This window comes from Bradyrhizobium sp. MI1.10, from assembly GCF_055811035.1.
In genome coordinates, this window is the sequence record NZ_JBVVPN010000013.1 from 1 (window position 1) to 15,001 (window position 15,001).

At 64.6% G+C, this 15,001-nt stretch carries 12 protein-coding genes; 9 read left to right on the forward strand and 3 right to left on the reverse strand.

From position 1 onward, the window contains the following. Window positions 1-97 precede the first annotated feature (97 nt). The 8 genes from AC0L3K_RS15255 (at window position 98) to AC0L3K_RS15290 (ending at window position 6,534) form a co-directional block, all read left to right on the forward strand. Window positions 98-1,369 carry an FCSD flavin-binding domain-containing protein gene (locus AC0L3K_RS15255; RefSeq protein ID WP_473254291.1) on the forward strand — a complete coding sequence of 424 codons (1,272 nt, stop codon included), beginning with the start codon at window positions 98-100 and terminating at the stop codon, window positions 1,367-1,369. After that, on the forward strand, window positions 1,362-1,808 hold the full coding sequence (gene soxX / locus AC0L3K_RS15260) for a sulfur oxidation c-type cytochrome SoxX (RefSeq protein WP_007594053.1): 447 nt from the start codon (window positions 1,362-1,364) through the stop codon (window positions 1,806-1,808). The genes AC0L3K_RS15255 and soxX overlap by 8 nt, the downstream gene beginning before the upstream one ends. Before the next feature lie 8 nt (window positions 1,809-1,816). Beyond that, window positions 1,817-2,284, forward strand: coding sequence for a SoxY-related AACIE arm protein (locus tag AC0L3K_RS15265; protein WP_473254292.1), 468 nt, complete (start codon window positions 1,817-1,819; stop codon window positions 2,282-2,284). Continuing rightward, complete coding sequence (gene soxZ, locus AC0L3K_RS15270) at window positions 2,284-2,601, forward strand: thiosulfate oxidation carrier complex protein SoxZ (RefSeq protein ID WP_219682779.1); 318 nt, start codon at window positions 2,284-2,286, stop codon at window positions 2,599-2,601. Before AC0L3K_RS15265 ends, soxZ begins: the two co-directional genes overlap by 1 nt. Beyond that, a complete protein-coding gene (gene soxA, locus AC0L3K_RS15275; protein ID WP_473254293.1) occupies window positions 2,598-3,377 on the forward strand; it encodes a sulfur oxidation c-type cytochrome SoxA in 780 nt (259 codons plus the stop codon). The genes soxZ and soxA overlap by 4 nt, the downstream gene beginning before the upstream one ends. Before the next feature lie 78 nt (window positions 3,378-3,455). Next, window positions 3,456-4,778: an ABC transporter substrate-binding protein gene (locus tag AC0L3K_RS15280; RefSeq protein ID WP_219682781.1), complete on the forward strand. Its 1,323-nt coding sequence runs from the start codon at window positions 3,456-3,458 to the stop codon at window positions 4,776-4,778. After that, window positions 4,775-5,713: a carbohydrate ABC transporter permease gene (locus AC0L3K_RS15285; RefSeq protein ID WP_473254294.1), complete on the forward strand. Its 939-nt coding sequence runs from the start codon at window positions 4,775-4,777 to the stop codon at window positions 5,711-5,713. The genes AC0L3K_RS15280 and AC0L3K_RS15285 overlap by 4 nt, the downstream gene beginning before the upstream one ends. Further along, window positions 5,710-6,534, forward strand: coding sequence for a carbohydrate ABC transporter permease (locus AC0L3K_RS15290; protein ID WP_219682782.1), 825 nt, complete (start codon window positions 5,710-5,712; stop codon window positions 6,532-6,534). Before AC0L3K_RS15285 ends, AC0L3K_RS15290 begins: the two co-directional genes overlap by 4 nt. Here AC0L3K_RS15290 and AC0L3K_RS15295 read toward each other — a convergent pair whose 3' ends face one another. Together AC0L3K_RS15295 and AC0L3K_RS15300 are read right to left on the reverse strand one after the other, a co-directional pair. Further along, on the reverse strand, window positions 6,535-8,190 hold the full coding sequence (locus AC0L3K_RS15295) for a regulator (protein ID WP_473254295.1): 1,656 nt from the start codon (window positions 8,188-8,190) through the stop codon (window positions 6,535-6,537). 10 nt (window positions 8,191-8,200) lie between these two features. Continuing rightward, a complete protein-coding gene (locus tag AC0L3K_RS15300; RefSeq protein ID WP_007594065.1) occupies window positions 8,201-8,902 on the reverse strand; it encodes a cysteine hydrolase family protein in 702 nt (233 codons plus the stop codon). 757 nt (window positions 8,903-9,659) lie between these two features. On the opposite strand from AC0L3K_RS15300, the gene AC0L3K_RS15305 reads away from it, so the two are divergent. Continuing rightward, window positions 9,660-13,136, forward strand: a complete 3,477-nt coding sequence (locus tag AC0L3K_RS15305; protein WP_473254296.1) for an indolepyruvate ferredoxin oxidoreductase family protein — start codon at window positions 9,660-9,662, stop codon at window positions 13,134-13,136. Window positions 13,137-13,276: 140 nt separating this feature from the next. Here the strand turns inward: AC0L3K_RS15305 and AC0L3K_RS15310 are convergent, their stop codons facing one another. Then, window positions 13,277-15,001 (reverse strand): FAD-dependent oxidoreductase, encoded by a 1,725-nt coding sequence (locus tag AC0L3K_RS15310; protein WP_473366296.1) that lies wholly within the window; start codon window positions 14,999-15,001, stop codon window positions 13,277-13,279.

Below are 15,001 nucleotides of genomic sequence, written 5' to 3' on the forward strand. Positions count from 1 at the left end.
CCCCCCCCCCCCCCCCCCCCCCCCCCCCCCCCCCCCCCCCCCCCCCCCCCCCCCCCCCCCCCCCCCCCCCCCCCGCCACACTTTCCGGACAAGACCCATGAATGCGCCGGTGACACGGCGGGATGCCATCCTCGGCATCGCCGCCGCGGCCACATCATTCGCCGTCCCTTCGATCCTGCGCGCGCAATCGGCGGGCCGCGTCGTCGTGGTCGGCGGCGGTTTTGGCGGCGCCGCGTGCGCCCGCGCGCTGAAGCGCGCGCAGGCAAACTTGCAAATCATCCTGATCGAACCCAATGCGGTCTTCACCTCCTGCCCCTTCAGCAACGAGGTGATTGCCGGCCTGCGCGACATCGAATCTCAGCAATTTGGCTATGACAAGGTCGCCGCCGAGGGCGTCACGGTGATCAGCCAGGCCGTAACCACAATCGAGCCGCAACTGCGCAGCGTCGTGACGGCCGATGGCGTAGCGCTACCCTATGACCGTCTCGTCCTCTCTCCTGGCATCGACTTCCATTTCGAAGCCCTGCCCGGCTACGACGACGCGGCATCAGAAAAAATGCCGCACGCCTGGAAGGCCGGCGCACAGACGCTGCTGCTGCGTCGCCAATTGGAGGCAATGCCGGACGGCGGCACCGTCGCCATTGCGATCCCCGCCAATCCCTCGCGCTGTCCGCCGGCGCCTTACGAGCGCGCCAGCCTGATCGCGCATTACCTGAAAACGAAGAAGCCACGCTCAAAGGTCTTGATCCTCGACGCCAAGGACAGCTTCTCCCAGCAGCGACTGTTCGAGAGGGCGTGGAAAGAGCTGTACGGCGATATGATCGAACGCATCGGGCTGTCGCAAGGCGGCCGCGTGACCTCGATCGATCCCGCGACAAAGACCATCGTCACCGAGTTCGGCAATTACACGCCTGACGTCGCCAACGTCGTCCCGCCGCAGCGAGCGGGACGCATCGCCGAGATCGCGGGCGCTGCGGATGCCACCGGCTGGTGCCCGATCGATCCCGTTACCTTCGAATCGAAACTTGTCCAGAACATCCACGTCATCGGCGATGCCTGCCTCGGCGGGGGCATTCCCAAGTCGGCATCCGCGGCAAGCGCACAGGGCAAGGCCTGCGCTGCCGCGATCGTGAACCTCCTTGCCGGCCGCGCACCAGACACGCCGCGACTGACAGGCGTCTGCTACAACATCGTCGCACCCGGCTACGGCTTTTCACTCGCGGGCAAGTACCAGCCCAGGGGCGACATCTTCGCCGAGGTCGAGGGCGGAGCGACCAGCCCCGTCGATGCGCCGCGCGAATTGCGCGCCCGCGAGGCGGCTGAAGCCGAGCGCTGGTTTCAAACCATTACGGCGGACACCTTTGGCTAGAGCATTGGTCCATATCGCAGCGCTGATCGCCGCAAGTGTTGCCGGCGCTGCTAACGCGGACGAGCTTGTGCCCTACAACGTCGTCGGCGACGGCATCGCGGAATCGCTCACCGGCGCGCCCGGCGATGCCGCGCGCGGGCGCGCGCTCGTGCTCGCGCGCACGACGACCTGCATCCTCTGCCATTCCGGTCCCTTCCCCGAAACCCGGTTCCAGGGCGACCTCGCGCCAGACCTCTCGGGTGCGGGGAACCGCTGGACGGTGAGCCAGTTGCGGCTTCGACTGGTCGATGCGGCGCGCTTCAACCCTGAGACCATCATGCCGTCCTATTATCGCACCGACCACCTCGTGCGGGTCGGGCGAAATTTCGCCGGCAAACCGATCTTGTCCGCCGCCGAGATCGAGGACATCGTGGCTTTTCTTGCAACGCTTCGGGACTAGGACTGTTCATGCCAACCACGCGACGACGATTCGTGACTCTTGCCGGAAGCGTGACGTTCGCCGGGACGATCCCGATCCTCACGCTGCGGCCGCTCGAGGCGACACCGGCGATGCTCACCGCCGCGATCCGCAACGTCGTCGGCGAAGCACCTGTCCGCACCGGCAAGGTGAAGCTCGACATTCCGCCGCTGGTCGAGAACGGCAACACGGTGCCGCTGACCGTGAGCGTCGCGAGCCCAATGACGGCGGACGACTACGTCAAGAGCATTCACGTCTTCAACGAGAAGAACCCGCAGCCGAACATCGGCAACTTCCATCTCGGCCCCTCCTCCGGCCGCGCCCAAATCTCGACCCGGATTCGGCTCGCCGACACCCAGAAGGTGGTGGCGATCGCGCGCCTTTCCGACGACACGTTCTGGCAGGTCACGACCGAAATCGTCGTGACGCTGGCCGCCTGCACCGAGGAGATGAATTGATGGCTGCGCTCATCAACGTTCCCACGAAAGCCAGACGCGGCGAAATCATCGAGATCCGCACGTTGACCTCGCACATCATGGAGACCGGCTTCCGCCACACCGCGGATGGGGCGCTGGTACCGCGCGACATCATCACGAGCTTTACGTGCCGCTATAACGGCACCGAGATTTTTCGCGCCGATCTCTTTCCGGCGATTGCGGCCAATCCCTATCTGTCGTTCTTCACGGTCGCGAAGGAGAGCGGCAAGTTCGAGTTCGAGTGGATCGGCGATAACGGTTATTCGTCCAGCGCATCGGCGTCGATCACGGTCGAATGAGTTTTTGGCGCACGATATCGGCCGCGGCGCTCCTCGCCACCGGCCCTGCCCTGCTCGCCGGCGAGATTCTGCCGGACGCGCGCCGCTCCGGCTATTCGTTCATGGGGCCCGACACCCGCGCGATGCAGGATGACGACACCTCAAATCCCGGGATGCTGTTCGTGCTCGATGGTGAGGCGTTGTGGACGAAGAGGACCGGCAGCGCCGACAAGGCCTGTGCGGATTGCCATGGCGATGCACGCGGCAGCATGAAAGGCGTCGCCGCGCGCTATCCGGCTTTCGACAAGGCGCTGGCGCGCCCCGTCACGCTCGACCAGCGCATTAATCTGTGCCGCAGCAATCATCAGCAGGCATCGGCGCTCCCCTACGAGAGCCGCGACCTGCTGGCCCTGTCCGCCTTCGTCGCGCACCAATCGCGCGGCGCTGCGATCACGGCTGGCGACGACCCGCAACTGAAGCCATTCGTCGAACAGGGCCGCGACCTCTTCATGCAGCGCGAGGGCCAGCTCAACCTTGCCTGCACCAATTGCCACGACGACAATTTCGACAAGCGACTTGCCGGCGCGCCGATCACGCAGGGACAGCCGACCGGCTATCCGCTTTATCGCCTGGAATGGCAGACGCTGGGATCGCTGGAGCGCCGGCTACGCAGCTGCATGACAGGTGTCCGCGCCCAGGCCTATGATTTCGGCGCGCCCGAGCTGGTCGCGCTCGAACTCTATCTGATGTCGCGAGCGCATGGCTTGCCGATGGAAACGCCGGCCGTGCGGCCCTGAATTCCACAGATTAGGGCTAGGCAGACGCGGAACGGCCGCTAGTATCCGCCCAAATTGAGTCACAGGGAGGGACCTAAAGTGGTCAACCACAAAATCTCGCGTCGTACGCTCTTGACCGGCACGGCCGCAGCTGGAGCGCTCGGCCTGACGGGAATGCCGGCGCGCGCCGAGGTGAACTGGAAGAAATACGCAGGGACCAAGCTTGAGGTGATCCTCGCCAAGGGGCCCCGCGGCGACAACCTGCAAAAATACGTCAAGGAGTTCACCGAGCTCACCGGCATCCAGGTCGAAGCGGAGCAGATTCCCGAGCAGCAGCAGCGCCAGAAGGTGGTGATCGAGTTCACCTCGGGCCGTCCGAGCTTCGACGTCGTCCATCTCAGCTACCACGTGCAGAAGCGGCAGTTCGAGAAGGCCGGCTGGCTCGCCGACTTGACCCCCTTCATGAAGGACCCGGCGCTGACCGCCCCCGATCTCGTCGAGAGCGACTTCTCGGCCGCGGGCCTGCAATACGCCAGGAACGACAAGGGCCAGATGCTGTCGCTGCCGTGGTCGGTCGATTATTTCATCCTCTATTACAACAAGGAGCTGTTCGAGAAGAAGGGCGTCGCCGTTCCCAAGACCCTCGATGAGATGGCTGCGGCGGCCGAGAAGCTCACCGATACCAAGGAAGGCATCTACGGCTTTGTCGGGCGCGGCTTGCGCAACGCCAACATGGCGATGTGGAGCAACTTCTTCCTCAACTATGGCGGAGAATTCCTCGACGCCAAGGGCAACATCCTGACCGACGGTCCGGAAGCCATTGCCGCGACCAAGCTGTATCAGACGCTCCTGACCAAATCGGCACCTCCAGGCGTCGCCGGCTTTAACTGGATGGAGTCGATGGCCTCGTTCACGCAAGGCCGATCCGCGATGTGGATCGACGGCGTCGGCTGGGCGCCGCCGCTGGAAGATCCGGCTGCCTCGCGCGTTGTCGGCAAAGTCGGCTACACCGTCGTGCCCGCCGGCCCCAAGGGACAATATTCCTCGACCTATGGCGACGGCATCGGCGTTGCCGCTGCGAGCAAGAACAAGGAAGCCGCCTATCTGCTCTGCCAATGGGTGGTCTCGAAAACGCAAGGAGCGCGGCTGCTGCAGGCCGGCGGCGGCGTCCCGTTCCGCAACTCGATCCTTGGCGATGCCGAGGTCCAGAAGGGCGTCAAGACCAAGGAGTGGCTGCAATCGGTGATCGATTCCGGCAAGATCAGCAAGCTGGGCCTGCCCGTCGTGATCCCGGTCGCCGAATTCCGCGACATCGTCGGCGCGGCCGTCACTGCGACCTTGTCCGGCGCCGATCCTGCCGCCGAGCTGAAGAAGGCCAACGATCAGTACCGGCCGATCCTGGAGCGTAGCGAGAAGGCGTGAGTGCGTTGACACAATCGACTCCGGGCGCGGCACAGTCTGATGTCGCGCCGGAGAAAGAGTTGCGGCCGCCGTCGTACTGGCCGTTCGTGGTGCCGGCGCTGGTCGTCGTGATCGCGATCATCATCTTCCCGTGGGTCTTCACGATCTGGATGAGCCTGAACGAGTGGAAGGTCGGCTCCTCGACCACCTTCGTCGGGTTGTCCAATTATCTGCGGCTGACGAGCGATCCCCGCTTCATCGAGGCCGTCGGACATACACTGGTCTACACCATATTGTCCGTGCTGCTGCCGCTCGTGCTCGGCACGTTTGCGGCCGTGGTGTTTCACCAGAAATTTCCCGGCCGCGGCTTTCTGCGCGGCGTCTTCATCATGCCGATGATGGCGACGCCGGTGGCGATCGCGCTGGTCTGGACCATGATGTTCCACCCGCAACTCGGCGTGCTGAACTATCTGCTGTCACTGGTCGGAATCCCTGCGCAGCTCTGGGTATTCCATCCCGCGACCGTCATTCCTTCGCTGGTACTGGTCGAGACCTGGCAATGGACGCCGCTGGTCATGCTGATCGTGCTCGGCGGCCTCGCCGCGATCCCGACCGAGCCTTATGAAAGCGCACAGATCGACGGCGCCAGCATCTGGCAGGTGTTCCGCTTCATCACCCTGCCGCTGATCATGCCGTTCCTGTTCATCGCCGGCATGATCCGCATGATCGACGCCGTGAAGAGCTTCGACATCATTTTCGCAATCACCCAGGGCGGACCGGGATCGGCGTCGGAGACGATCAACATCTATCTCTACAGCGTCGCCTTCTCCTACTACGACCTCGGCTACGGCTCGGCGATTGCTGTCGTGTTCTTCCTGCTGATCGTCCTGCTTGCGGCGGTGATGCTCTACGCGCGCCAGCGCATGCTGTGGACCGAGATCGCGAGCGGCACATGACTCCAAGGCAAATCGTCGGCAAGATCGGCCTGTGGTTCTCGGTGTTCGTCATCGTGTCGCCGGCGATCCTGTTCTTTCTCTGGATGCTGTCGCTGTCGCTCAAATTCGAGATCGACAACGCCGCCTACCCGCCGGTGTTCTTCCCCGAGCATGTCGCCTGGAAGAACTATGCCGACGTGCTCGCCTCCAACCGCTTCCTGACCTATTTCATCAACAGCCTGATCGTGACCGGCAGCGCGACGTTGCTTGCGCTGCTCGTCGGCGTTCCCGCCGGCTACGGCATCGCGCGGATGGCCGCGCACAAATCTGCGATCGTGATCCTGATCGCCCGTATCACGCCGGGATTGTCCTATCTGATCCCGCTGTTTCTCATGTTTCAATGGCTGGGACTGCTCGGCACGCTGGTGCCGCAGATCATCATCCACCTCGTGGTCACGGTGCCGATCGTGATCTGGATCATGATCGGCTATTTCGAAACGACGCCGATGGAGCTGGAAGAAGCAGCCCTCATCGACGGCGCCACGCGCTGGCAGGTCTTTCGGCACGTTGCCCTGCCGATCGCCAAGCCCGGCATCGCCGTCGCCTTCATCCTGGCCGTGATCTTCTCCTGGAACAACTTTGTGTTCGGCATCGTGCTGGCCGGACGCGAGACCCGCACCCTGCCGGTCGCCGTCTACAACATGATTTCGTTCGACCAGTTGAGCTGGGGGCCGCTCGCGGCCGCCGCGCTGATCGTCACCCTCCCGGTGCTGCTGCTGACGGTGTTCGCCCAGCGACAGATCGTCGCCGGGCTCACCGCTGGTGCCGTCAAGGGCGGGTAGCTACTCCGCCGGTGCCGCGCGCATGTCCGCGTGCGGCATGTAAGGCTCGCTCGCGCCGAGCCTGCTGGCCGCGAACAGACCGGCGGCCATCACGGCATAGGCGAACGCGACCGCGGGCGTGACGCCAAATCCGCCGCCGACGCCGACGGCTTCGCCGTGCATGAAGCCGAAGTAAGTCAGGACCGCACCAACCAGCGCGAATGCCGAGGCTTTCTCGAAGTCGCGCTCGATGATGAAGACGCCGATCGCACCCAGGATCAGGCCGCCGAGGATGGAGCCGCCGCCCATCACTTCGAGTCCGTGATAGAACACGCCCTGCTGCGGCAACGCGGCGATCGCGGCAGCCTTGACCGCGTCGGCCTTGTCGGCGGCCATTCCGCCGACGGTCGCAGCCGCGTTCATGGTCGAGCCCAGCATGGTGTCGATCTGGAGCTTGGCCCAGGCGGCCAAATGCGGCGTCAGCGCCAGCACGATCGCGGGCGCGTGCTTGACCGGCGTGGTCTGGAACGCCTGCGCGCCAATGAGCATGCCGATATAGAGCAGGATCGGCGAGATCGCGACGACCGGGACCAGCGCCAGCAGCACCGAGATGATGCCGAACCAGGCCAGCACCACCACCATGATGCCGGTCGCGGCCGAATAGCCGATGCGGCCGCCCATCGCCTTCCAGCCGGGATGGCCGATATAGACGGCGTTGATAAAGGGGTTGCCCATCAGGCAGCCGATCAGGCTGACGATTCCGTCGGCGGTGAGCACGCGCGTGGTCGGATATTCGTCGCCGGCGGCTTCCGCGCTCTCGACATTGTCCATGGCCTCGACGAGATCATAGATGCCGAACGGAATGGCAGTGACCAGGATGACGCCAAGGAATTCGAATCCGGAGAAGACGTAGCCCACCGCCGGGATCGGCACCGAGAAGCCGAAATTCGCGAAGGCATCACTGACGCCCTTGACGCTGAGCCCGCCGAGACCAAGGCCGAACAGGTTCGAGCCCCAGGCGATAACCATGCCCACCGCGATCGCAACGAGACCGGCGGGAATGCCGCGCCAATATTTCACGCCGCCGAACCAGCTCACCAGGATGATGGCGAAGCAGACCAGGCCGATCTGTGGCGTCATGTACATTTCGAGCGCCGGTCGCATCGAGATGAAGGTGACGGAGACGCCGGCGAGCGTACCGAGCAGCGCCGCGCGCGGCGTGATTTTTCGAATGAAAGGCGCAATGAACCCGCCGATCATCAGGATGAAGCTCTGGAAGAACACCCAGACCAGGCCGGCCGACCAGCCCTTGAGCGGATCGCCGGTCTTGATCGTGATCGGCAGCATGATCACGAAGGTGACGATGAACATATGCGGCACGCTGACGCCTGACGGCAACGCACAGACGTCGTTGCGACCGGTCTTCTGCGCGAGACGATAGGCGAGGTACGCGTAGTAGAAGGTGGAAAGGCACATCATCAACCCGAGTGCGGGAAGGATGCGGCCGAACACGAGACTGTCAGGCATCTTCAGGACGAAGCGCAGCAGGCCCGTGAGCACCAGCATGTTGACGAGGATGTTGGTGCCGAAGCCGAAAAACGCGTTCCAGTCGCCCGGTGTCCATAGTGCCGGCTTGAACTCGAAGGTGCCGGCCGTCCCCGTCGTGCTTGTGCTCATGGTGATGCCCCTACGCTGATGTGGAAATCTTCATCGCCTCCAGAACCGCGGCTGAGCTTGCGACCCAGCCGAAGATGCCGCCCTGGGCCTTGATCATCTTCAGGCCCATCTCGTGAAATTCGGGGAAGTAGGACGCGCAGCCGTCCGAGATGACGACGCAGCGATAGCCGCGGTCGTTGGCCTCGCGCACGGTGGTGTTGACACACACTTCGGTGGTGACGCCGCACACCAGCAGATTTTCGATGCCGTATTTCTCCAGCACGTCGGTGAGCTCGGTGGCGTAGAATGCGCCCTTGCCGGGCTTGTCGATCACGATCTCGCTGTCGAGCGGATAGAGTTCCGGGATGATGTCGTGGCCGGCCTCGCCGCGAATGAGAATGCGTCCCATGGGACCGGGGTCGCCGATGCGAAGGGATGGCGCGCCGCGCTCGACTTTCGCCGGCGGCGCGTCGGAGAGATCGGGCAGATGGCCCTCGCGCGTGTGGATCACCAGCATGCCGGTATCCCGCGCGGCCTTCAGCACGGCACCGATCGGCTTCACCGCACGCGCGAGCTGGCTGACGTCGTTGCCCAGCGTCTCGCCGAAACCGCCGGGCTCCATGAAGTCGCGCTGCATGTCGATGATGAGAAGCGCGGTGGCCGGCCAGTCGAGCTTGACCGGCTCCGGTTCGGCGCTGATGACACCCAGTGTCGGCTTGGTTGAGTTCAACATGACTCAAGGCCCCCGCGAGAACTCTCTCTGCAGGAGTTCTGCAAGCGCCATGCCATTGTGTACAATTGCGATTAAGCCGACGGCGCAGGAAAATTTACTGCGCTGTCAGAATGTTATTAGGAAAGCCGGGGTCTGCTTATTCGCTGTGCGGCGGCTTTGCGGCGTGCATTTGCCCAAAGGATGAGCGCTCTCCGTCGTTATTCCGGGGCGATGCGTAACGTCGAACCCGGAATCCATCGGGCGGCTAAACACGCGCTGAAATCGATCCGGGCTCGCGCGACGCGCGCCCCGGAACGACGAAGGTGGCGCTAGCGACCCGCTCCATACAGCCCCCGATGCTCCTCCCCATGGTGCGCGCAAGAGGCCTTCAGCGTCGTCATGTAGAGCGACCTTCAGGTCTTGAGGATCATGGGGTCGCCAGCGGCATGAGTTCGCGAAGACGTCGAGGGCTGTCGGCGCAGCAACGATATCGGCCGTACCGCGCAATACCTCTGCTTGGAGCATCTGGCGCGGGTGGCGCCATGGCCCGATCGGAGCCTCAGCTGTCTCCGTGATCTCAGTGTCGAGCGCGCTTGCAGTCACGATGTCCTCCGCAAGCAAGCCATGACCAGCAGGAGCGCCACGGATGCGGCCAGCGATATTGACTTCGCCTGTGCATGCCTTTGACTGTCACAATTCGCGTCGCGCAGCCGCTCCTCCCTCCCGCAGCGCAAACCCCAAGTCGAAGAAAAGCCAAACAAGAGACGAGGACTTCCGAATGACGCTGATGCAGGTCGAGCTGGACGACAAATACCGGCTCGAATCGAAGCGGATCTTCCTGTCTGGCACGCAGGCGCTGGTCCGCCTGCCCATGTTGCAGCGCGAACGCGACCGGCTTCAGGGCCTCAACACCGGCGGCTTCATCTCGGGCTATCGCGGTTCCCCGCTCGGCATGTACGACCACGCATTGTGGCGCGCGAAGTCACACCTCCAGCAGCACGACATCGCCTTCGTTCCCGGCTTGAACGAGGACCTCGCGGCGACCGCCGTCTGGGGCAGCCAGCAGGTCGGCCTGTTTCCCGGCGCGAAGGTCGATGGCGTGTTCGGCATTTGGTACGGCAAGGGGCCGGGCGTTGATCGCTCGGTCGACGCGCTCAAGCATGCGAATGCCGCCGGCACCTCGCTCAACGGCGGCGTGCTCGCGCTCGCCGGCGACGACCACGGCTGCCAGTCCTCGACACTGGCGCACCAGAGCGAGCAGGTCTTCGCAGCGGCGCTGATCCCTGTGATCAACCCAGCGACACTGCAGGACTATCTTGACCTCGGCCTCTACGGCTTTGCGCTGTCGCGCTTCTCCGGCTGCTGGGTCGGCTTCAAGGCGATCAGCGAGACCGTGGAGAGTTCGGCCTCGATTGACAGCGATCCCGAACGCATCCAGATCAAGCTCCCCAACGATTTCGAGATGCCGCCCGGCGGCCTCAACATCCGCTGGCCCGATCCGCCGCTGGACGCCGAGAGGCGCCTGTTCGGCCCGAAGATGGCGGCGGTGCAGGCCTTTGCGCGTGCCAACCAGCTCGATCGCATCGTGCTCGACTCCAGGCCGGCACGGCTCGGCATCGTCGCGACCGGCAAGGCTTATCTCGATCTGCGGCAGGCGCTGGCCGATCTGGGCATCACCGACAAGGATGCGCAGGATTTGGGCCTGCGCATCTACAAGGTCGCACTGACCTGGCCGCTCGAGGAAACCGGCGCCAAGCGCTTCGCCGAAGGGCTTCAGGACGTGCTGGTGGTCGAGGAGAAGCGCGGTTTCATCGAAGACCAGCTGATGCGCATCCTCTACAACATCGATGCGTCCCGGCGCCCGACCGTGACGGGAAAACGCGACGAGCGAGGCGCGCCGCTATTGCCGAGCGAGGGCGAACTGACGCCGACCGTCGTTGCAGCCGCACTGGTGGCGCGGCTGCGCAAGCTCGGCCACCACAGCCCGGTGCTTGAGCAGCGCCTCGCCCGGCTCGAGGCCTTCGACACTCCTGTTCCGGCCTCCCAGCAAATCAAACTGGCGCGCACGCCATTCTTCTGCTCGGGCTGCCCGCACAACACCTCGACGCGCGTGCCCGAGGGAAGCCGCGCCATGGCCGGCATCGGCTGCCACGGCATGGCCCTGAGCATGCCGACCCGCCGCACCGATCTGATCTCGCATATGGGCGCCGAGGGCGTGAACTGGATCGGACAAGCGCCCTTCACCACCGAGCAGCACATCTTCCAGAACCTCGGCGACGGCACCTACACCCATTCCGGACTGCTTGCCCTTCGCGCGGCATCGGCCGCCGGCATCAGCATCACCTACAAGATCCTCTACAACGACGCCGTCGCGATGACCGGCGGCCAGCCGGCCGAGGGCGGCTTCAACGTTGCCCAGATCGCTCAACAGGTCTGGGCCGAGGGCGTCAAGCGCCTCGCGATCGTCTCCGACGATCCCACCAAGTACCCTGACGGCAATTACTTCCCGCAAGGCGCGACCATCCATCATCGCCGCGAGCTTGACGCCGTTCAGCGCGAGCTGCGCGACATCAAGGGCCTTACGGTCATCGTCTACGACCAGACCTGCGCCGCGGAAAAGCGCCGCCGCCGCAAGCGCGGGCTGTATCCGGATCCCGCCAAGCGCGCCTTCATCAACGAGCTGGTCTGCGAAGGCTGCGGCGACTGCTCGCAAGCCTCGAACTGTGTCTCGGTGCAGCCGCTGGAGACCGAGTTCGGCCGCAAGCGCCAGATCGACCAGTCGAACTGCAACAAGGACTTTTCCTGCGTCGAGGGCTTTTGTCCGAGTTTTGTCACCGTGCATGGCGGCACGCTCAAGCGGATCAAGACATCGACAGTCGACTCAGGTCAGCTGTTTGTCGACCTGCCGCTGCCACCCGCGCGTGAGCTGGACGCCCCCTACAACATCCTTGTCACCGGCATCGGCGGCACCGGTGTCATCACCATCGGCGCGCTGCTCGGCATGGCCGCCCATGTTGACGGCCGCGGCTGCTCGGCGCTGGATTTCACCGGTCTGTCGCAGAAGAACGGCGCGGTGATGAGCCATGTGCGCATCGCCGCGAAGCCGGAAGACATCTCCGCGGTCCGGATCACCACCGGCGGCGCGGACGTCATCCTCGGCTGCGACATGATCGTCTCGGCAGGTCCCTCGGCGCTCAGCCGCGCCGAACGCGGAACCACGAAAGCGTATATCAATGCCGATCTCCAGCCGACCGCGAGCTTCGTGCAAAACCCCGATCTCGATTTCGAGATGGGCACGATGCAGACCGTGCTGCGCGACGCCGTCGGCGACAACAACCTCGACATCATCGACGCCACAGGTATTGCCTCCGCGCTGATGGGCGATTCGATCGCGACAAATCCCTTCATGCTCGGCTTCGCCTTCCAGAAGGGCGCGATCCCGCTGTCGCTGGAAGCGCTGCTCCGCGCCATCGAGATCAACGGCGCCGCGATCGAGATGAACAAGCTCGCCTTCACCTGGGGACGTCTCGCCGCCCACGACATGTCGCGGGTGCGCAGCGTTCTGCAGTTCAGGAGCCGGGCCTCCACGCCGGCGAAGTCGCTCGACGACATCATCGCGACGCGCGCCGAGTTTTTGACCGGCTATCAGGACAAGGCCTACGCGGACCGCTACCTCGCGGCCGTTGCCAAGGTGCGGAAGGCGGAGAAGGCGGTCTCGCCGTCATCCACGGAGTTGACCGAAGCTGTCGCGAAAAACCTGTTCAAGCTGATGTCCTACAAGGACGAGTACGAGGTCGCGCGGCTCTACACCGACGGCAGCTTCTCCAAGAAGGTCTCGGAGAAATTCGACGGCGACTTCAAGCTGAAGTTCTATCTGGCCCCGCCGATCTTCGCACAGCGCGACAAGACCACCGGACATCTCCAGAAGAAGGAATTCGGCGGCTGGATGATCCACGCCTTCCGCGTGCTGGCCAAACTGAAATTCCTCCGCGGCGGCGCGTTCGATCCGTTCGGCCGCACCGAGGAGCGCCGGACCGAGCGGAAGCTGGTCGCGGATTATCTCGACATGATCGATCAGCGGATCGCCGGGCTGAAAGCGGAGCAGATCCCGCTATTGGCGAGGCTCGCGCGGCTGCCGGAGACGATCCGCGGCTTCGGGCATATCAAAGAAGCCAACATCAAGGTGGCGGCGGCGGAGAAGGCGCGGCTGGAAGCGGAACTGGAGAACAGCCGCTTTGCGGTGGCGGCGGAGTAGCGGAAGACTGGTGCTACATTCTCGGTGTCATCGCCCGCGAAGGCGGGCGATCCAGTACTCCGAGGCGGTTGTGATTAGTCCGATGGGCTGCGGCGTACTGGATGCCCCGCCTTCGCGGGGCATGACAGCGGTGGGGATGGTTAAACTGAGGCTGTGGCCGTGCCCATCGCTGCCACACTCCCCTCCGCCAGATGCCTTCCCGCGATGTAGCCGAATGTCAGCGCCGGCCCGAGCGCGATGCCCGGCCCGGGGCAATTGCCGTTCATGATCGAGCCCATGTCGTTGCCGCAGGCGTAGAGGCCCGTAACCGGCGTGCCATCCTCGCGCAACACGCGCGCCTGGGCATCGACCTTCATGCCGATCGCCGTGCCGAGATCGGCTGGATAGATGCGCATCGCAAAGAACGGCGCGCAGAGGATGGGCGCGACGCAGGGGTTCGGCTTATGGCTGATATCGCCGAGATATCGCTGATAGATGGTGCTGCCGCGACCGAATTCCGGATCTCGGCCGTCCTTCGCATCGGAATTGTAGTTTGCGATCGTCGCCGCGAGTGTCGACGGCTTGATGCCGATCCTCGCTGCGAGCTGCGCGATATCAGCGGCCTCGATTAACTCGCCGCCCGCCGCATAGCGCCTGATATTGCGCGTGAACGGCCTGATACGGCCTAGGCCGTAGCTCCACAGGAACGGACGGTCGCAGATCAGATAGAACGGCCGGTCCGGGTCGCCATTGCCATCGCGCAGCATGGCGAGCACGAACTCGTGGTACGACAGCGCCTCGTTGACGAAGCGCCGGCCGGCTGCATTGACCGCGATCACGCCGGGCTTGGCGCGGTCGGTCACAATGTGCGGGAAAACGCCTCGGCTCCCATCGGCGCGCCGGAACAGCGAGGCCGGCACCCAATAGGCCGGGCTCGTCGCATCCGTATTGAGCGCGGCGCCGGTTGCAGTCGCAAGGCGGAGCCCGTCGCCAGTAGCGGACGTGTGGGTCGCCGAGATGAATCCGGCCGCGGGTGGGAAGAAGTGTTTTCGCAAGGTCGCGTCGTGCGAAAAGCCGCCGGTCGCGAGCACCACACCGCGCCGCGCGGCGATCAGGCGATCGCGCGAGCCATGACGGATAATTACACCGCCGACGCGCTCGCCCTGCATAGACAGGCCTTCGACGTCCGCGCTAAAGAGGATCTCAACCTGCCGCGCCAGCAGCGAGGCATACAGCCGTGCGGCGAGCGCATTGCCGAGATGCAGCGTCGTGCCGCGCGAGCTCCGCAGCCGCTGCCACGCATACTCCGAAACCAGCCGCATCGCGCGAACAGTCGAGCGCAGCGATCTTCCGGCCCGGCGCAGATGCGGGATGTCGAGGCGGTTGACCATCATCCCGCCGAATCGCGTGAACTCCGGCAGCGGTGCGCGCAGCCGCGCGAAATGCGCGCCCAGCCGCGTGCCGTCGAAGACGACCGGCTCGAGCACGCGCCCGCCCGCGGTCGCGCCCAGCCGCTCCAGATAATAGTCCGGACAGGCTTTCACCGGCTGGAGGCGCACTTGCGTGTTGGCTTCGAGATAGGCGACCGCCTCCGGTCCGCGCGCGAGGAAGGCGGCGCGCAGGCCCGCATGGGCGAGCTCGGGCACTGTGCTCGACAAATATTGCACGGCGTCCGTGACGCTGTCGGCGAGCCCCGCCTCTTTCATCTTGGCATTGGCGGGAATCCAGACCATGCCATCGGACCACGCGGTGGTGCCGCCGACGAAGGCGGTCTTCTCGATCACCAACACGCGCAGGCCTTCGGCGGCGGCGACGGCCGCGGCCGGTATGCCCCCGGCGCCGGCGCCGACGACAATGACATCGTAGGTCTCATGCGCCGGCATCAT

Excerpts from the sequence above, each read along its gene's own strand:
- AC0L3K_RS15255 (WP_473254291.1), top strand. The coding sequence starts at position 98 with ATGAATGCGCCGGTGACACGGCGGGATGCCATCCTCGGCATCGCCGCC.
- AC0L3K_RS15265 (WP_473254292.1), top strand. The coding sequence starts at position 1,817 with ATGCCAACCACGCGACGACGATTCGTGACTCTTGCCGGAAGCGTGACG.
- soxZ (WP_219682779.1), top strand. The coding sequence starts at position 2,284 with ATGGCTGCGCTCATCAACGTTCCCACGAAAGCCAGACGCGGCGAAATC.
- soxA (WP_473254293.1), top strand. The coding sequence starts at position 2,598 with ATGAGTTTTTGGCGCACGATATCGGCCGCGGCGCTCCTCGCCACCGGC.
- AC0L3K_RS15290 (WP_219682782.1), top strand. The coding sequence starts at position 5,710 with ATGACTCCAAGGCAAATCGTCGGCAAGATCGGCCTGTGGTTCTCGGTG.
- AC0L3K_RS15295 (WP_473254295.1), bottom strand. The coding sequence starts at position 8,190 with ATGAGCACAAGCACGACGGGGACGGCCGGCACCTTCGAGTTCAAGCCG.
- AC0L3K_RS15300 (WP_007594065.1), bottom strand. The coding sequence starts at position 8,902 with ATGTTGAACTCAACCAAGCCGACACTGGGTGTCATCAGCGCCGAACCG.
- AC0L3K_RS15305 (WP_473254296.1), top strand. The coding sequence starts at position 9,660 with ATGACGCTGATGCAGGTCGAGCTGGACGACAAATACCGGCTCGAATCG.
- AC0L3K_RS15310 (WP_473366296.1), bottom strand. The coding sequence starts at position 15,001 with ATGATGCCGGCGCATGAGACCTACGATGTCATTGTCGTCGGCGCCGGC.